Source organism: Streptomyces sp. NPDC043176 (assembly GCF_056436715.1).
The window spans coordinates 31879-50322 of record NZ_JBWKCA010000008.1; the positions used below are offsets into that span (position 1 = coordinate 31879).

14 protein-coding genes are annotated in these 18444 nt (G+C 74.5%); 7 read left to right on the plus strand and 7 right to left on the minus strand.

The window, feature by feature from the left end:
- Positions 1-72: 72 nt before the first annotated feature.
- The 4 genes from AC067A_RS15255 (at position 73) to AC067A_RS15270 (ending at position 7216) form a co-directional block, all read left to right on the plus strand.
- Complete coding sequence (locus AC067A_RS15255; RefSeq protein ID WP_478619710.1) at positions 73-1521, plus strand: peptidoglycan D,D-transpeptidase FtsI family protein; 1449 nt, start codon at positions 73-75, stop codon at positions 1519-1521.
- A 157-nt stretch (positions 1522-1678) separates the two neighbouring features.
- Positions 1679-2059, plus strand: coding sequence for a hypothetical protein (locus tag AC067A_RS15260; protein WP_478620422.1), 381 nt, complete (start codon positions 1679-1681; stop codon positions 2057-2059).
- Positions 2060-2348: 289 nt separating this feature from the next.
- A complete protein-coding gene (locus tag AC067A_RS15265; RefSeq protein ID WP_478619713.1) occupies positions 2349-4415 on the plus strand; it encodes a SpoIIE family protein phosphatase in 2067 nt (688 codons plus the stop codon).
- Positions 4412-7216 (plus strand): SpoIIE family protein phosphatase, encoded by a 2805-nt coding sequence (locus AC067A_RS15270; protein ID WP_478619716.1) that lies wholly within the window; start codon positions 4412-4414, stop codon positions 7214-7216. The genes AC067A_RS15265 and AC067A_RS15270 overlap by 4 nt, the downstream gene beginning before the upstream one ends.
- 308 nt (positions 7217-7524) lie before the next feature.
- Here AC067A_RS15270 and AC067A_RS15275 read toward each other — a convergent pair whose 3' ends face one another.
- Both AC067A_RS15275 and AC067A_RS15280 read right to left on the minus strand, forming a co-directional pair.
- Entirely contained in the window at positions 7525-8658 is a 1134-nt protein-coding gene (locus AC067A_RS15275) for a hypothetical protein (RefSeq protein ID WP_478619718.1), read from the minus strand.
- The gene (locus AC067A_RS15280; protein WP_478619720.1) at positions 8655-9587 is read right to left on the minus strand and encodes a 5-dehydro-4-deoxyglucarate dehydratase; all 933 of its coding nucleotides are present in this window, start codon (positions 9585-9587) and stop codon (positions 8655-8657) included. The genes AC067A_RS15275 and AC067A_RS15280 overlap by 4 nt, the downstream gene beginning before the upstream one ends.
- Before the next feature lie 227 nt (positions 9588-9814).
- On the opposite strand from AC067A_RS15280, the gene AC067A_RS15285 reads away from it, so the two are divergent.
- A complete protein-coding gene (locus tag AC067A_RS15285) occupies positions 9815-10624 on the plus strand; it encodes an NAD-dependent epimerase/dehydratase family protein (RefSeq protein ID WP_478619723.1) in 810 nt (269 codons plus the stop codon).
- 262 nt (positions 10625-10886) lie between these two features.
- Here AC067A_RS15285 and AC067A_RS15290 read toward each other — a convergent pair whose 3' ends face one another.
- Positions 10887-11891, minus strand: coding sequence for an AraC family transcriptional regulator (locus tag AC067A_RS15290; protein WP_478619726.1), 1005 nt, complete (start codon positions 11889-11891; stop codon positions 10887-10889).
- A gap of 55 nt (positions 11892-11946) precedes the next feature.
- Between AC067A_RS15290 and AC067A_RS15295 the strand changes: the two genes are divergently transcribed.
- On the plus strand, positions 11947-12204 hold the full coding sequence (locus tag AC067A_RS15295) for a hypothetical protein (RefSeq protein ID WP_478619729.1): 258 nt from the start codon (positions 11947-11949) through the stop codon (positions 12202-12204).
- 36 nt (positions 12205-12240) lie between these two features.
- A complete protein-coding gene (locus AC067A_RS15300; RefSeq protein ID WP_478619732.1) occupies positions 12241-13464 on the plus strand; it encodes a TerD family protein in 1224 nt (407 codons plus the stop codon).
- Between the two features lie 22 nt (positions 13465-13486).
- Here AC067A_RS15300 and AC067A_RS15305 read toward each other — a convergent pair whose 3' ends face one another.
- The 4 genes from AC067A_RS15305 to AC067A_RS15320 all read right to left on the minus strand — a co-directional run bounded on the left by AC067A_RS15305 (position 13487) and on the right by AC067A_RS15320 (position 18441).
- Entirely contained in the window at positions 13487-14506 is a 1020-nt protein-coding gene (locus AC067A_RS15305; RefSeq protein ID WP_478619734.1) for a 1-aminocyclopropane-1-carboxylate deaminase, read from the minus strand.
- Between the two features lie 150 nt (positions 14507-14656).
- On the minus strand, positions 14657-15358 hold the full coding sequence (locus tag AC067A_RS15310) for a GntR family transcriptional regulator (RefSeq protein ID WP_478619737.1): 702 nt from the start codon (positions 15356-15358) through the stop codon (positions 14657-14659).
- Between the two features lie 54 nt (positions 15359-15412).
- Positions 15413-16843 (minus strand): alkaline phosphatase PhoX, encoded by a 1431-nt coding sequence (locus tag AC067A_RS15315; RefSeq protein ID WP_478619740.1) that lies wholly within the window; start codon positions 16841-16843, stop codon positions 15413-15415.
- Positions 16844-16986: 143 nt separating this feature from the next.
- On the minus strand, positions 16987-18441 hold the full coding sequence (locus AC067A_RS15320; protein ID WP_478619743.1) for a hypothetical protein: 1455 nt from the start codon (positions 18439-18441) through the stop codon (positions 16987-16989).
- Positions 18442-18444: the final 3 nt, after the last annotated feature.

Genomic DNA, 18444 nt, shown 5'->3' on the forward strand with positions numbered 1-18444 from the left:
ACATGAAGGTTCGCTGAGAAACGGGACACAGCCGGAACGTCCGCCGCCGGCCCGTTCGTCCCCATGGGTGCGATGAACAAGACGATCAGGCACACGTCGGTCTTCGTCCTCGTCCTGGTGCTCGCCCTGCTGGGCCGGGCCACCTGGGTGCAGGCGTACGAAGGCAAGGCGCTCGCGGACGACTCGAAGAACCGGCGGAAGACGATCGCGCAGTACGCGCAGCCGCTGGGCGACATCGTCGTGGCCGGCTCGCCGGTCACCGGCTCGAAGAAGACGAAGGGAGGGGACCTCGCCTACCAGCGCACGTACACCGACGGCGAGCTGTACGCGGCGGTCACCGGCTACAGCTCGCAGGCGTACGGCGCCACGCAGCTGGAGGGCATCTACTCCGACGTCCTGGACGGGACCGACGACCGGCTGAAGAACCCGCTGGACGCCGTCACGCGCAAGCAGCAGGCGCCGGGCACAGTCGTCACCACCATCGACCCGGACGTCCAGAAGGCCGCCTACCGAGCCCTCGGGAGCAAGAAGGGCGCGGCCGTCGCGATCGACCCGGCGACCGGCCGGATCCTCGCCATGGTGTCCACCCCGTCCTACGACCCGTCGAGGATCGCCGGGACGACGGACGGGGACGCCTGGAAGGCGCTGACCACCGACGAGGACAAGCCGATGGTCAACCGGGCGCTGCGCCGGCCGCTGCCGCCCGGCTCGACCTTCAAGCTGGTCGTCGCCGCGGCGGCCCTGGAGGACGGTCTCTACGGCTCGGTGGACACGGCGACGGAGAGCCCCGACCCGTACACGCTGCCGGGCACCCGGAGGGTCCTGCCCAACGAGAACGCGTCCGCGCCCTGCGAGAACGCCACGATCCGCACCGCGCTCCGGTACTCCTGCAACAACGTCTTCGCCAAGATGGCCGTCGACCTGGGGCAGGACAAGGTGAAGGCGATGGCGGAGAAGTTCGGCTTCGACGACGACGCGCTCGACGTGCCGGTCCGCGCCTACGCCAGTGTGTACCCCTCGGGCATGGACAAGGCCCAGACGGCGCTGACCGGCATCGGGCAGTTCGACGTCACGGCCACTCCGCTCCAGATGGCGATGGTCTCGGCGGCGATCGCCAACGACGGCCTCCTCGCGGCCCCGCACATGGTGTCGAAGGTCGTCGACTCCGACGGCGACGCGCTGACCTCGTTCGAGGACGGGGACACCGAGCGGATCGTCTCCTCCTCGACGGCCGAGCAGCTGCGCAGCGCCATGGTGACCGTGATCGAGCAGGGCACGGGCGGCAACGCCGCCGTGGCCGGCGCCGAGGTCGGCGGCAAGACGGGCACCGCGCAGCACGGCGAGAACAACAGCAAGACGCCGTACGCCTGGTTCACCTCCTACGCCAAGGACCCCTCCACCGGTAAGCAGGTCGCCGTCGCCGTGCTGATCGAGGACTCCGGCGCCGCCCGCTCCGAGGTCAGCGGCAACGGCCTCGCCGCGCCGGTGGCGCAGAAGATGATGGCGGCGGCGCTGAAGTGACCTGCGGCGGGGGCCGATTGGCCGCCGGCCCCCGTACCGCGATATGCAGGGGCACACCCCTCGATTCGAATGCGTACTCGGATCGCGGGGGTGTGCCCCTGCTCTCGTCCCACGGAGGACCGCCGTGCGCCTGCCCCGTTCCCTGTCCGGCTGGACCATGGCGGTCTTCGGCGTGCTCGCCGCCGCGCTCGGCGTGGTGGGCCTCGTCGCCCCGGACGCCCTGCTCACCGTCATGGGGTTCGATCCGGTGCCCGACGGCGGTCGCGCGGACGGGGACCACACCCTGGTCTTCCTGACGGCCTCCTCGATGGCCGCCCTCAACATGGGCGTCTACTACGTCCTGGCCGCCCTCGCCGACTGGAAGCCCTTCTTCCGCTGGACCGTCCCCTTCCGCCTCCTCACCTGCGCCGTCTTCACCCTCGCCGTCCTCACCGGCCGCGCCCCCACCGGCTTCCTCGGCGTCGGCCTCTGGGAGGGCCTCGGCGCGCTGGTGACGGGGGCCGCCCTCCGGTACGAGCGGCGGCGCGGCGACCGGTGACCCGCACCGCCCCCGGCTGCCGGGACCTGTCCGGCCCTGCTCCGCCGGACAGGCTCCGAAGGGTGTCCGGTGGCCCTCGCGCTCGGCACGGGCCCGGTCGCGGTGGCCGACGTCCGGGTCCTGCCGCCGCTGCTCGCGCCGACGGGCCGGGACGGGCCGCGGGCCTCGCCGCGCGCGGCCCCCGGCGGGCGGGCTCGGCGCGGGCTCGGCGCGCGGGCTCGGCGCGCGGCCGGACCGGGGGGCGGGGAGCATGGAGGGAGGCGTTCGGGCGCGGCGGGAGGAGGGCAGTGTGACGGCCGGTTCGTTCCCGGGGACGGCGGGGCGGGTCGGTGTGCCCCTGGACGGCAAGGGGCTGCTCGACGTCCTGGGCGTCGCGGCCATCGTGGTGGACGACCGGGGCCGGATCGTGCTGTGGAGCCCACAGGCGGAGGACCTCTTCGGTTTCGGCGCGGACGAGGCGCTCGGCCGGTACGTCGCCCGGCTGATCGTCGGCGAGGAGCACCGGGAGGAGGCGATGCGTCTCTTCGGCGAGGTGCTGCGCGGCGGGACGACCTGGTCGGGCACCTTCCCCGTACGGCACAAGGACGGGACGGACCGGCTGGTGGAGTTCCGCAACATGCGTCTCACCGACGACCGGGGAGACCTCTACGCGCTCGGGATCGCCGCCGACCGCTCCGCCGTGGAGCGGATCGAGACCGAGCTGGCCCTCTCCGACCGGCTGGTCACCCAGTCGCCGATCGGTCTCGCCCTGCTCGACAGCGAGCTGCGGTACGTCCTGGTGAACCCGGCACTCGAACTGATCAACGGCATGCCGGCCGCGCTGCACGTGGGGCGGCGGATCGGCGACATGCTGCCGATGCTGGACACCGGCGGCCTGGAGACGGCGCTCCGTACGGTGCTCACCACGGGCGTGCCGCTGCTGGACCACGCCACGACGGGCCGGACCCCGGCGGATCCCGAGCACGACCACGTCTGGTCGGTGTCGCTGTCCCGGCTGGAGGCGGCCGAGGGCCGGGTGCTCGGGGTCGCGATGTCGGTGATCGACGTGACCGAGCGGCACCGGGCGGACGCGGCGGCGGACCGGTCCCGGCGGCGGCTCGCGCTGATCGCGGACGCCTCGGCCCGGGTCGGCACCACCCTGGAGGTGGAGCGGACGGCCGACGAGCTGGCCTCGGTCGTGGTGCCGGAGCTGGCGGACATCGCCGCCGTCGACGTGCTGGACTCGGTGCTGGCGCTGCGCAGGCCCGGCGCGCCCGAGGAGGGGCCCGAGCTGTTCCGCGCCCTCGCGGTGAAGGCCGCGGGCCGGACGGAGGCGCTGCCGGCGGCGGACCCGCCCGGGGCGGTCGCGATGTACGGGGCGGACCGGCTGGTCACCCGGTGTGTGCACACCGGTCTGCCGGTCCTGGTGGAGCACGTCAGCCCCGGTGACCTGTCCCGGATCGCCCGGAGCCCCCAGGCGGCGGAGCTGCTCGCGCGGGCCGGGGTCCACTCGTACCTGGCGGTGCCGCTGATCGCGCGCGGCGAGGTGCTGGGGGCGCTCGACCTGAAGCGGGACCGGAACGCGCTGCCGTTCGACGGCGACGACGTGCTGCTCGCGACGGAGCTGGCGGCACGGGCGGCGGTGAGCATCGACAACGCGCGCTGGTACCAGAGCGTGCGGAACTCGGCGGTGACGCTCCAGCGCAGTCTGCTGCCGGGCGCGCCGCCGGATCGCGCGGGTCTGGAGATCGCGGCCCGCTACCAGCCGGCGCAGGCGTCGAGCGAGGTCGGCGGCGACTGGTACGACGTGATCCCGCTGCCCGACGACAAGACGGCGCTGGTCGTCGGGGACGTGATGGGCAGCGGCATCGACGCGGCGGCGACGATGGGCCGGCTGCGCACCGCCACCTGCGCCTTCGCCGACCTGGACCTCTCGCCGGCGCAGGTGCTGCGGCACCTGGACCGGATCACCGCGGGTCTCGAGCACTACATCGCGACGTGTCTGTTCGCCGTGCACGACCCGGTCCGCGGCCGGTGCCGGATCGCGAACGCGGGACATCTGCCGCCCGTCCGGGTCCCGGCGGACGGGCCGGCCGAGCTGGTGCGGTTGTCCACGGGGGTGCCGCTGGGGGTGGGCGGCGGAAGGTTTCACACGGCGAGGGTGCCGTTCCGGCCCGGGGACCGGCTGGTGCTGTACACGGACGGTCTGATCGAGACCCGTGACGAGGCGATCGACGAGCGGCTCGCGCTGCTGGTGGGTCTCCTCGACAAGGCGCGCGGACCCCTGGAGGAGACCTGCGATCTGTTGCTGCGGGCGCTGCGCCGGCCGGGCGCGCCGGACGACGTGGCGCTGCTCATCGCGCGGAGCACGGGATGACGGCCCGCAACGGCTCCGGAGCGGGCCGGTGGGGCAACCGGGGCCGGGGCCGGGCGCGCGGTGCCGGTCCGGGTGAGCGGGAGACGGGGCTGCGGAGCCTCGCCGGGCAGGTGTTCGTCCTGGAGGCGCTGATCGCGCTCCTGGTGATCGCGGCGGCGGTGTTCATCACGTTCCACCAGGCGCGGCGGGACACCGAGCGGGACGCCCAGATCCGCTCGCTCGCGGTCGCGGAGGCCTTCGCGCACGCCCCGGGCATCGACGCGGCGCTGACGTCGCCCGATCCGACGGCGGCGCTCCAGGGTCGGGCGGAGGCGACCCGGCGGTCCACCGGCGTCGACTTCATCGCGGTGCTCAGCCCGGCCGGGGTGCGGTACACCGACTCGCAGCCGGAGCTGATCGGCCGGACGGCCACCGGGGACCTCTCGCGGGCGGCGCAGGACGGCGAGTCGTTCACCGAGCTGTTCCGGGGCGCGCCGAACGACGCGGTACGGGCCGTGGTCCCGGTGATGGACGAGCGGGGCCGGATCGTCGGCATGGTCAGCAGCGGCATCGAGGTGGAGAGCATCACGCACGCGGTGCAGGGCCGGCTGCCGCTGCTGATCGGCACGGCGGCCGGCGCGCTCGCGCTCGCGGTGGGCGGCGCGGCGCTGGTGAGCCGGCGGCTGCGGCGGCAGACGCACGGCCTCGGCCCGGCGGAGATGACCCGGATGAAGGAGCACCACGAGGCGGTGCTGCACGCGGTCAGGGAGGGCGTGCTGATCATGGGCCCGGACCGCCGGCTGCTGCTCGCCAACGACGAGGCCCGTCGGCTGCTCGGGCTCGGCGCGGACGCGGAGCGCCGGCGCGTCTCGGAGCTCGGTCTCGATCCCCGTACCGTCGAGCTCCTGGAGTCGGGGCGGTCGGCGACGGACGAGGTGCACCGGGCGGGCGACCGGCTGCTCGCGGTGAGCGTGCGGCCGACCGTCGCGGGCGGCAAGGAGTCCGGGTGCGTGATGACGATGCGGGACACCACCGAGTTGGCGGCGCTGACGGGCCGGGCCGCGGTGGCCCGCGGCCGGCTTCAGCTCCTGTACGAGGCGGGGGTGCGGATCGGGACGACCCTGGAGGTCGTCCGGACGGCGGAGGAACTGGCGGAGGTGGCGGTGCCGCGGTTCGCGGACTTCGCCACGGTGGAGCTCCTCGAGCCGGTGCTGCGCGGGGAGGAGCCGCCGGAGACCGCCGCGGCGGCCACCGAGCTGCGGCGCACGGCGCTGAGCGGGCTGCGGCCCGACCAGCCGCTCCAGCCGGTCGGGGACACCGTCCGCTTCGACGTGCCCAGCACCCCGATGGCGAAGGCCCTGCACGCGGGGCACGCGATGGTGCAGGCGGAGCTGGCGGCGGCGGAGGGCTGGCGGGCGCAGGACCCGGAGGGCGCTGCGCGGGCGCTCGCGTACGGGATGCACTCGCTGTTGACGGTGCCGCTGCTGGCCCGTGGGGTGGTGCTCGGCATGGCGAACTTCTGGCGCGCGGACACCCCGGAGCCGTTCGGGGAGGAGGACCTGTCGTTCGCGGAGGAGCTGGCGGCGCGGGCGGCGGTGGCGATCGACAACGCGCGCCGGTTCACCCGGGAGCACGCGATGGCGGTGACGCTCCAGCGGAGCCTGCTGCCCCGGGTGCTGCCGGAGCAGAGCGCGGTGGAGGTGGCGTACCGCTACCTCCCGGCGAAGGCGGGGGTCGGCGGCGACTGGTTCGACGTGATCCCGCTGCCGGGGGCGCGGGTGGCGCTCGTGGTGGGGGACGTGGTGGGGCACGGGCTGCACGCGGCGGCGACCATGGGGCGGCTGCGGACGGCGGTCCACAACTTCTCGACGCTCGACGTGCCGCCGGACGAGCTCCTCGGTCATCTCGACGAGTTGACGGGCCGGATCGACGACCGGGAGGCGGAGGGCCCGGACCCCGAGGGCCGGCGGCGGGACGAGGGCATCACCGGCGCGACCTGCCTGTACGCGATCTACGATCCGGCGTCGGGCCTGTGCACGGTGGCGAGCGCCGGGCATCCGGGGCCGGCGCTGGTGGCTCCGGACGGGAGAGTGGAGTTCCCCGAGCTGTCGCCGGGCCTGCCGCTGGGGCTCGGACTCGGCGACGTGCCGTTCGAGGCGACGGAGCTGCGGCTGCCGGAGGGGAGCAAACTGGTCCTGTTCACGGACGGGCTCCTGGAGGATCACGGGCGGGACCTGGACACGGGGATCGGGCTGCTGCGGTCGACGCTCGCCCATCCGGACCGGACTCCGGAGCAGACCTGCGCGGACGTCCTCGCGACCCTTCTCTCGCCCACGCCCCGTGACGACATCGCGCTGCTGGTGGCGCAGACCCGGCTGCTCGGCCGGGAGCGGATCGCGGAGTGGGAGGTGGCACGGGACCCGTCGGCGGTCTCGCCGGTGCGGAACGCGGCGGCGGCGAAGCTGGCGGAGTGGGGGCTCGACGAGCTCGCCTTCTCGGCGGAGCTGGTGCTCAGCGAGCTGGTCACGAACGCGGTGCGGTACGGGGCGGATCCGGTGCGGGTGCGGCTGCTGCACGACCGGTCGCTGATCTGCGAGGTGTCGGACGGCAGCAGTACGTCCCCGCACCTGCGGCACGCGGCCACGACGGACGAGGGCGGGCGCGGGCTGTACCTGGTCGCCCAGTACGCGGAGCGGTGGGGCACCCGGTACGCCCGGCGCGGGAAGACGATCTGGGCCGAGCTGCGGGTGGGCGCGGGCGACGCCGAGCCGGTGGCGGTGGCGGTGCCGGATCTGGACGCGCTGGAGGATCTGGGCTGGTGAGGGGCGGCGGGGCCCGCCGGGTCGGGCCTGCCTGGCCCGGGCGGGGCGGGGCGGGGCGGGCCCGGTCAGGGGCTGGGCGGAGCGGGTCGAGCCAGGTCGGAGGTCACGGCAGCGCACGTCGAGGCAGGTCGGGGCAGGGGCGTCGGGGCAGTTCGGGGCAGGGCGCGTCGGGGCAGTTCGGGGCAGGGGCGTCGGGGCAGTTCGGGGCAGGGCGCGTCGGGGCAGGTCGGGGCAGGGCGCGTCGGGGCAGGTCGGGGCAGGGCAGGTCGGAGGCCAGAGCAGGGCGGGGCCGATCGGCGGAGCGTCCTTCAGTTCAGCTTCCGGAGCGCCGTGCGGATCGCGTCCAGGTCCTCGTCCGAGGCCAGACCCGCGTGGTAGAGCCGCAGTTCGGTGGCCCCGGCGTCGCGGGCCTGTTCGGCGTCGTGGGCGAGCCGGCCGGGGGCGCCGCCCATGCCGGCGACGACGGAGAGGTTGGCGGCGAGGACGTTGTCCGGGCGGGCGTGGGCGGCGAAGTCGGCGATCTTCGGGGGGCGGGCGACGACGCCGTCCGCGAGTCCCAGGACGTGCGCCGGGTCGGTGCCGGCGTCGGCGCCGCAGCGGTAGGGGTCGGGGTCGGCGTGGAGGAGGATCCGGAAGCCGGGCGGGGCGGCGGCGCGTACGGCGGAGACGGCGGCCTCCTGGAAGGTGCGGGCGGTCCGGGCGCGCCAGGCGAGGGCCGGGGCCTCCAGGGCGCCGAGGCCGCCGGCCGGTCCCGTGCCGGCCCAGACGGGCGCCAGGGCCGCGCGTACGGCGGCGGTCAGCTCGTCGGGGTCGGCGCCCCCGTCCCCGTACCCCTGTCGGCAGGCGGGGCAGAAGCAGAGCGACATCAGGTACTGCGCGCGCTCCCCGAGGTCGATCCCGCCGGTCTTGTCGTGGGCGTGCAGATGGGCCAGGCCGTACCAGCCGCAGGACTCGAGTTCGGTGCCGGCCGCGCCGGGCCGTACGGCGGCCTCGGCGGCGAGGTCGACGAGCAGGGCGCGGACGTCGGTGCGGGCGATGCAGGGGGCCCAGGGGTAGCGGTCGCCGTAGGCGTTGACGACGGAGGTCTCCGGGTGCTCGGCGCCGAGGCGGGAGTTGTGCGCGAGGACCACCCAGCTGTGCACCTCGAGACCGGTGCCGTCGAGCGCGTCGGCGGCCCGCCCGTACGCGTCGCCGGGCGCCCACTCGCCCGCCGGGTACGGGCGCGGCGCGCGGCCCGCCCAGCGGTCCGGGTCCGGCGGGTAGAGGACGGCGGCGTGCTCGGCGGTGACGATCCGGTGCGCCGGGTGGCGGGGGCTCAGTGCCCGGGTGGAGTGGTAGGCGGCGGCGAGGGTGACCTGGGCGACGCCGAGTCCGGCGAGGAGTCCGGGGGCGGCGGGGTCGCCGTCGACGTCCCACGGGTAGACGAAGGCCGCCGCCCTCATGCTCCGGCCTCCTTGAGGAGGGCCCGGCCGCGCTCGACGAGCAGGGCGAGTTCCCCGAGGTGTTCGGGGGTGGGCTCGCTCAGCGGCGGCCGCACCTCGCCGACGTCCGTCCCCGCCATCCGTACCGCCGCCTTGACGAGCGAGACGGCGTATCCCCGCCCCTGGTCGCGGAGTTCGACGAGCGGCCGGTAGAAGCCGTCGACGAGGAGGTCGACGGTGGCGTCGTCGCCGGAGGCGAGGGCCCGGTGGAAGGCGAGGGCGATGTCGGGGGCGAAGCAGAAGACGGCGGAGGAGTAGAGGGTGACGCCGATGGCCCGGTAGGCGGCGCCGGTGAGTTCGGCGGTCGGCAGGCCGTTGAAGTAGAGCAGGTCGAGGCCTTCGGCGCGGACGGCGCTGACGATCCGCTGCATGAGGGCGAGGTCGCCGTGACCGTCCTTGAGGCCGATGATGCCGTCGGTGCGGGCGAGGGCGACGGCGGTGGCGGGGGTGAGGATCGCGTTGTCCCGCTGGTAGACGATGACGTCGAGCGGGGTGGCGGCGGCGAGTTCGGTGTAGTGGCGGAGCAGCCCGGCCTGGTCGGCGACGACGAGGTAGGGGGGCATGGCGAGGAGGCCGTCCGCGCCCGCCTGCTCGGCGAGGCGCGCGTACCGGATCGCGAGCGCGGTGCCGTATCCGGTGCCGGCGAGGACCGGGACGCGGCCGGCGGCCTCCTCGACGGCGGCGGCGACGCAGTCCCGGAACTCCTCGGGGGTGAGGGCGTGGAACTCGCCGGTGCCGCAGCAGGCGAAGACGGCCGCGGCGCCCGCGTCGACGCCGGCGCGGACGTGGGCGCGGAAGGCGTCGAGGTCGACGGAGCCGTCCGGCGCGAAGGCGGTGACGGGGAAGAAGAGCAGGCCGTCGAGCCGGCCGGCGAGCGGGGCAGTGGTCACGGGCGCTCCCAGGGAAGTCCGTCATGCACAGCCTCTGTGCACGGTTATGACTGTCATCCATATTCTTGAACGATGCCGACACGCACGCTAGATCAGCCCCGAACCGGGGTCAAGGAGAAAGCCCGTCGCCCCACCGACCCTTGACGCTCCATCGGACCGCTCCCTAGCGTGTCCATGGTTGTGAACGACACTCAGCCGCATGGCACTCGACGGAGGAGACCCGCTCCATGTCCGTACCCCGCACCGTCCTGCTCACCGGCGCCGCCGGGGGCGTCGGCACGCTGATGCGGGAGCTGCTGCCCCCGTACGGCTACGAGCTCCGCCTGCTGGACGCCGTCCCCGTCCCCGGGGAGCCGGACGCGATCGTCGCCGACCTCGCGGACCGCGCGGCGCTGCGCGAGGCGGTCCGGGGCGTCGACGCGATCGTGCACCTGGCGGGCATCTCCCTGGAGGCCGACTTCGACAGGATCATGGCCGCCAACATCGCCGGCACCCACCACCTCTACGAGGCCGCCCGCGAGGAGGGCGTCCGGCGCGTGGTCTTCGCCTCCAGCAACCACGCCGTCGGCTTCACCCGGCGCCCGCGCGAGGGCGAGCCCCTGATCCCGGTCGACACCCCGCACCGGCCCGACACCTTCTACGGCCTCTCCAAGTGCTTCGGCGAGGACCTGGCCCAGCTCTACTGGGACCTGCACGGGGTCGAGACGGTCTCCGTCCGCATCGGCTCCTGCTTCCCGGAGCCCACGTCCGTGCGGATGCTCTCGATGTGGCTCAGCCCCGCCGACTGCGCGCGCCTCCTGCACGCCGCGCTCACCGCACCGGACGTGGCCCACACCGTCGTCCACGGCTCCTCCGCCAACACCCGCGCGTGGTGGGACCTCGACTCGGCCAGGGCGCTCGGCTACGAGCCCCAGGACGACTCGGAGGCGTACGCGCAGAAGCTCGTCGCCGACAGGGGCCTCCCGCCCGAGGGCAGCGCCGACGACCTCTACCTGGGCGGTCACTTCTGCGTGGACCCGCCCCGCTGGCCGCACTGAGCGACAGGCGGCCAGGGGGCGTCCGCCGGGCGCGTACCCGACGGGGGGACGGGGGTACGCAGGACCCGGCCGGACTGATACGGGGGAGCCGGCCGGGGCCCGGGTCACGGTGCGCGCTGGCAGACCGGACTCGTCCACCGTAGGCCGGGGCGAAGATCATCGCGAGCCACGGAACGCGGCCTCTGTCCGGAATGCGCGACGAGTCGACGCACAGAAGCACGAACCGGCGCACAGGGGGCGCGTGAAACGCGCGCCCGGCCCGTCAGCGGCCCGTGCGCAGCGTGCGGGAGGGCGATTCGCCGAACTTCTCCCGGTATCGCGCCGCGAACCGCCCCTGGTGGGCGAAACCCCACCGCCAGGCCACCTCGCTCACGCTCGCCCCGTCCGGCGCCGCCGCCCGCAGCTCCTCGCGGACCCGGTCGAGGCGGACCTCCCGCACGTACGCCATCGGCGACATCCCCACGTACTCCCTGAAGGACTCCTGGAGGCGCCGCACGCTCACCCGGGACAGGGCCGCGAGTTCGGTGGAGGTGAAGGGGTGCTCGGGGCGCTCCCGCACCGCGTCCATCGCCCGTTTGACCGGGGCCGGGCGGCGCGGCTCCGCCGGGTGCGCGAGCGCCTCGCGCCAGGGGTGGTCGGCGGCCAGGAGCAGCCCGTTCAGGAGGGCCTCCTGCAGGGGCCGCGCCACCAGTTCGTGCCGGGCGAGCCCGTCGCCGGCGAGCGTCTCCGCGGCGACCTGACGGGCGAAGCGGACCCAGCTCAGACCGGGGCCTCGGGTGATGTCCAGGCGCGGCGCGAAGACGAGCGGGCCGCCCGGGCGATGGCCGATGAGCTCCCCCAGCCGGTCGTGGAGCGCGGCGGCCCCCACCTTCACCGACAGGGTGCGGCAGTCGCCGCTCCAGCGGTCGAGGAAGGTGTCCCCCGCCGGATCGAGCAGCAGGGCCTCGGCCGGCGTCGCCACGATCGTGGAGCCGCCGCCCTGGCGCATCTCCATCGTCCCGCTCAGCGGCGCGTTCAGGTGGTACGCGCCGAGCTCCCCGAAGCTCATCCGCACGTCGGCGCCGCAGCTCAGGTCGCCGATGACCAGCGGCCCGAGCGCGACGGTGTCGAAGCGGGCCGCGAACGGCCGCCGCTCCCCTTCGAGGACGTCCATCCGGTTCGCGTAGTACCGGGCGTCGAGTTCCTCGCGCGCCTCGTCCACGTCCCGCGTCCGGAACGAACTGCCACCCACCCCGCCCGCGGCACCCGCCGCCCCCACTGCGCCCATGGGTCGAAAGAATATTCATATGACGGATCTGACCGGGAACGGCAGGATGCCCGGCATGCCACGACCTCATGGATTCACCTACGAACGACGCCGGGACGGCTCCGTCGCCCTCACCCACCAGGGCCGCGCCGCGGGCGTGCTGCGCGGCGGGCGTGCCGAGAAGTTCCTCGCGGAGGTGGAGGCGGGCGACGCCCAGCTGGTCATGGCCCGCTGGACGGGCGCGTACCGCTTCGGCAACGAGCGGCAGGCCGGGAACCACCCGCGCAACCAGGGCGGCCGGGGTAACCAGGGTGGCCGAACCGGGCGCGGGTAAGGGAACGGCAAAGGGGCCCGGATCGTTAGCCCTGGCATGACCGCTATGACCCCCGGCTCGAACATCCCTCTCACCGCCGCGCGCGTGGCGGTGGACGTCGCCGCACCGGTGCGGCTCGACGTCTCGGGCCTGCTGCTCGGCGCCAACGGCAAGGTGCGCTCGGACGACGACTTCATCTTCTACAACCAGCCGGCCGGGCCCGGCGTCACCTACCGCTCCGGCGGCGGGGCCGCGCCCGACGCCATCGTGGTGGACACCGGCGCCCTCCCCGCCGGCATCGAGCGGATCGTCGTCACGGCGAGCCCCGACGCCGCGGGCCAGACCTTCCAGGGCATCGAGCCCACCGCCACCCTGCGCAACGCGGACGACGGCAGCGTCCTGGCCACCTTCACCCCGCCGCGCCTCGCCACCGAGACGGCGCTGGTCGTCGTCGAGATCTACCTGCGCAACGGCGCCTGGAAGGCCCGCGCCGTGGGCCAGGGGTACGCGAACGGCCTGGCCGGCATCGCGACCGACTTCGGCGTCTCGGTGGACGAGGAACCGGCCGCCGCCCCGGCACCGGCCGCCCCCGCGGCCGTCGCGCCCCCGGCCCCGCCCGCGCCGGCCGCCGCCCCGGTCGACCCCCGGGTCGCCGCCCCGCCGGCGCCGCCCGCTCCCCCGGCCGCCGCGCCCGTCTCCACCGGCAAGATCAACCTCGACAAGGGCAGGGTCAGTCTCCAGAAGAACCAGACGGTGTCGCTGGTCAAGGGCGGCCGCCCGCTGCTCTCCCAGGTCAAGATGGGTCTCGGCTGGGAGCCCGCCTACCGAGGCAAGGACATCGACCTGGACGCCTCCGTCATCGCGTACGGCCCGCAGCGCAACCACCTGGACAGCTGCTACTTCGGCAAGCTGTCCATCCTGAACGGCTCGGTCAAGCACTCCGGCGACAACCTCACCGGCGAGGGCGCGGGCGACGACGAGGTGATCGTCGTCGACCTCGGCCGGCTGCCGGCCGACACCACCGGCCTCGTCTTCACGGTCAACTCGTTCTCCGGCCAGAAGTTCACCGAGGTCGCCAAGGCCTACTGCCGGCTGATCGACGCGGCGACGGGCGAGGAGCTGGTCCGCTTCGACCTCACCACCGCCGAACCGCAGACCGGCGTGATGATGGCCAAGCTGATCAAGCAGTTCTCCGGCGAGTGGGAGATGACGGCGATGGGCGAGTTCGTGAAGTCCCGGACCGTCCGGGGCATGGTGAAGCCGGCCGCCCAGGCGCTCTGAGCGACCGGCCTCCGTTCGCCGTCTACGAGAACAGCGCGCTGTAGGCGTTGAGGGCGGGCTGGCCGCCGAGGTGGGCGTAGAGCACGGTCGAGTCCCGGCCGATCTCTCCCCGGTCCACCAGGTCGACCAGGCCCGCCATCGACTTCCCCTCGTAGACGGGGTCCGTGACCATCCCCTCGGTGCGGGCGGCGAGCCGCATCGCGTCGAGGGTGGCCTCGTCCGGGATGCCGTACACGCCCGCGTGGTAGCGCTCGTCCAGTTCGACGTCGGCCGCCGTCACCTCGCGTTCGACGCCGATCAGCGCGGCGGTGTCCCGGGCGATCCGGGTGATCTGCTCGTGCGTGGGGACGGGCTTCGCCGAGGCGTCGACGCCGATGATCCGGCGGGCCGGTCCGCCCTCCTCGGCGAGCGCGGCGAAGCCCGCGACCATGCCGGCCTGGGTGGAGCCGGTGACCGAGCAGACCACCACCGTGTCGAAGAAGACGCCGAGGGCGCTCTCCTGTTCGGCCACCTCGTACGCCCAGTTCGCGAAGCCGAGACCGCCGAGCCGGTGGTCGGACGCGCCGGCCGGGATCGCGTACGGCTTGCCGCCGCCCTCCTCGACCTCCCGCAGTGCCTGCTCCCAGCTCTCCTTGAACCCGATGCCGAAGCCGGCCCTCACCAGACGCACGTCGGCGCCGGCGAGGCGGCTGATGAGGATGTTGCCGACCTTGTCGTAGACCGCGTCGGGCCAGTCGACCCAGCTCTCCTGGACGAGGACGCACTTCAGGCCCGCCCGTGCGGCCACGGCGGCGACCTGGCGGGTGTGGTTGGACTGGACGCCGCCGATCGAGACGAGGGTGTCGCAGCCCTGCGCGAGGGCGTCGGCGACCAGGTACTCCAGCTTGCGGGTCTTGTTCCCGCCGTACGCCACGCCCGAGTTGCAGTCCTCGCGCTTGGCCCACAGCGTGGCCCCGCCGAGGTGGTGCGTGAGCCGTTCGAGGGGGTGGACCGGGGAGGGTCCGAAGAGGAGCGGATAGCGGTCGAAGTCGGTGATCGGCAAAGCTGCTCCCGGTGGGTGACGGCGACTGGTCGACGGTCCTTGGACGCGCTACGGCGCTACGGCGCCGGGCCCGCGACGGGGACACGCTCCGGCGGTCCTGCGGGGCCGTGCGCCGCCCGATCGGCACGACGGCGCTACGGCACGGCGGCGCTACGGCACCGGGGGCCGCGTGGGGGCCGGGATGCCGGTGACCTCGGCGACCTCGATGGCGTCGTCCGCGAGCTGTTCGAGGGCCGCCCAGATCTCCGTGGTGACCCGGACCGCCTCCTCGGCGTCCCCGGCCGCGCAGGCGTCGATGAGCAGGGCGTGCAGTTCGGCCGATCCGCAGCTTCCGGCGTCGCCGAAGAGCCGTCGCTCGACGCGGCGGATGAGGGGGGTGTACCGGGCGATCGTGGCGGCGGCGGCGTGGTTGCCGCTGGCGACGACGAGGACCTCGTGGAGTTCGTCGTCGGCGTCGAGCGCGGCCTCGACGTCGGAGGCGCGGACGGCGGCGGCGAAGCGCTCGTTGGCCTCGCGCATGGCCCGGATTCCCTCGGGGCCCAGGAGGGGCACGCCGGTCCTGGCGGCGAGCTCGTGCATCACCCGCACGACGGAGGCGGCGTCCCGGACCACCCGGCTGACCGGCCGGGTGACCCGGGTGTAGCTCTGGGGCTTGGACTCGACGAGGCCCTCGTCGCCGAGCCGGACCAGGGCCTCGCGCACGGGTGCGCGCGAGAGGCCGAGCCGGTCGGCGAGGTCGGCGTCCTTCAGCGGGGCGCCGGGCGCGAGGTCGCCGCGCACGATGGCCTCGCGCAGCGCCTCGTACGCCCGGTCACGCAGCAGGGTCCGGCCCACGGGCCGCAGTGCGTCCATGGACTGACATGTTAGATGTCAGTCCATGGACCTGAACAGGGATCAGTTTCGGCCTCAGCGGCGGGGCTGGCGGCGCCAGGGGCCGGTGATCGCCACCATGATGCCCGGATCCTGGATGTTGGCGAACAGCGTGTCGCCGTCGGGCGAGAAGGTCACGCCGGTGAACTCGCTGTCGTTGAGGTCGTTCCGGGCGATCGGGTAGGTGCGGCCGGAGTCGGTGGCGCCGAACAGGTGCTGGACCCCCTCGCCGTCCTCGGCGATGACGAGCCCGCCGTAGGGCGAGACGGTGATGTTGTCGGGGCCGTCGTAGGCGCCGTCCTCGGCGGGGGACGCGTTGACCCCGAGCAGCACCTTGAGGGTGAGGGTGCGGCGCTTCGGGTCGTAGAACCAGACCTGGCCGTCGTGCGCGGCGCCCGGGCTCTCCTCGCGCGCGTAGGAGGAGACGACGTAGGTGCCGCCGTCGGCCCACCACATGCCCTCCAGCTTGCGGGCGCGGGTGACCTGGCCGTCGGCGAACTGCTTGCGGACGGCGGTGGTGCGGCCGTCGCGGTCGGGGACGTCGACCCAGTCCACGCCGTAGACGGTGCCGATCCGGGTGGCGCGGGAGAGGTCGTCCACGAAGCGGCCCGTGGAGTCGGTGCACTTGAAGGCCTGGAGCACACCGGCGTCGTCGGCGAGGGTACGGAGCTTCCCGCGGCCGTGCTCGAAGCCCGCCGGCGGCGTCCAGCGGAAGAGCAGTCCGTTGGGGTTGGAGGCGTCCTCGGTGAGGTAGGCGTGGCCGCGCTTCGGGTCGACGACGACGGCCTCGTGGTCGTAGCGGCCGAAGGCCTTGACCGGCTTCGGGTCGCGGTTGGCGCGGCGGTCGCGCGGGTCGACCTCGAAGACGTAGCCGTGGTCCATGGTCATGCCGTTGACCCCGGCGCGGTCGGAGTTCTCCTCGCCGGTCAGCCAGGTGCCCCAGGGGGTGCGGCCGCCCGCGCAGTTGGTGGAGGTGCCGGCGATGCCGACCCACTCGGCCACGGTGCCGTCGCGGTGCACCTCGACGACCGTGCAGCCGCCGGCCGCGGCCGGGTCGTAGACCAGGCCCTCGGTGAGCGGCACGGGGTGCGCCCACTTGGCGCGGGGGCCCTTCAGCTCGTGGTTGTTGACCAGGTACGTGGTGCCGCGCGGGCCGGCGAAGGCGGCCGTGCCGTCGTGGTTGGACGGCGTGAACTCGCCGCTTTCCAGACGGGTCACACCGCTGTGCGTGATGACGCGGTACGAGAACCCGGCGGGCAGCGCGAGCACCCCGTCGGGATCGGCTTCGAGCGGCCCGTACCCGAGCGCGTGACCGTGGCCGTGGCCGTGGCCGGCCCCGTGCGCCTCCGGCTCGTCGGACGCGAGCGCCTCGGGCGCGGTGGCGAGAGCACCGACGGCACCGGTGAGGGCGAGGCCCGCGCCGGCGGCGGCGGACTGCTTGGTGAACTCTCTGCGGTTGAGGGGCATGGTGTGGCGTTCTCCCTGTGATGGCCGGATCTCGCGGGCCACCCTGCCGCGCGCCCGCGAACACCGCCTGAACACGACGGGAACACCGGTGGGCGCCACCGTCCCGCCGCGCACCGGGCCCACCGGCCGCCGGCCCGGTCGCGTCAGGAGCCCGAGCGCGAGCGGGCCTTGAAGGCGGCCTTGCGGGCGTCCTTGGCGGCGGCCTTGTCGCGGTGGAGCCGGCCCATCGCCTCCAGGACCTCCGCGGTCGCCGGGTGCTCCACTCGCCAGGCGGTCTCGAAGAAGCCGCTGTGGCGTCCGGTCAGCCCCTCGATCAGCTCCTGGAGCTCCTCCAGGTCGCCGTCGGCGCCGAGCTGGGCCGCGATCGTGTCGATGGCCAGCCAGAAGACCATCGACTCGGAGGGCGCGGGCACGTCGGACGCGCCCCGCTCGGTGAGCCAGACCCGTGCCAGACCGCCGAGTTCCGGGTCGTCGAGCACCTCCCGTACGGCGGGCTCCGCCTCGGCGCCGACCAGGGAGAGCGTCTGCTGGCAGTGCAGCCGGCGGAGCGGCGAGCCCGCGTCCGCGCCGCGGGCCGCGGCGAGGAGCTCGCGGGCGGCGGTGACCGCGTCGCGGCCGGTGAGCCAGGCGGCGGTCTCCTCGCGGGCCGCGCCCTCCGGGTAGCCGGCGATCCCGTCGAGGAGCGCGTCGGCGCCCTTCCCGGCCAGGTCGCCGACGGCGGGCGCGTCGACGCCGGCCTCCAGCATGCGGGCCCGGACGCCGTAGAGCCCGAGGGGGGTGAGGCGGACCATGCCGTACCGGGAGACGTCCTCCTCGTCGACCGGGGGCGCGGGCTCCTCGCCCTCCTCGGCCATCAGGGCCTCGTCGACGGGCTGGTACTCCACGAGCCCGATCGGTTCGAGGAGCCGGAACTGCTCGTCGAGCCGCATCATCGCGTCGGAGACCTGCTCCAGGACGTCGTCGGTCGGCTCGCCCATGTCGGCGGGGACGACCATCGACGCGGCGAGCGCGGGCAGCGGCACCGGGCCCTCGCCGGCGCCGCCCGCGCTGACGGTCAGCAGGTAGAGGTTGCCGAGGACGCCCTCCAGGAAGTCGGCCTCCACCTCGGGGTCCCAGTCCAGCGCCTCGAAGTCGATCTCGCCGTCGTCGCCGACGATCGCGTCGAGGTCGTCGAGGACGGGGGCGACGGCGTCGGCGAAGACCGCGTCGAAGCCGTCCAGCCAGAGCGCGAGGACGTCCTGCGGGGAACCGCCCGTCACGAGCGCGAGGTTCTCGCCGGCCGCGGCGCGCCCGGGGGTCACGCCCTCCTCGGTCTCCTCGCCGTCCTCGACGTCCACGAGGCCGGTGTCGACCGCGAGCCGCCAGGCGTCGGCGGCCATCATCTCGGCGTCCTCCTCGTCGGCGAGGCCCAGGACTCCGACGGCCTCGGGCAGTTGCTCGTCGACGAGCTCGCCGCCCGCGTCGACCCGGGTGTCGGGCCCGGCCCAGCGGGCGAGGCGTACCGCCTGGACGAGGAGGGGGGCGGCCAGGGCGTCCCGCGCCAGCTCCGCGTCCGCACGGAGCCGAACGGGGGGAAGGGTGGGGTGGTCCGCTGACATCTG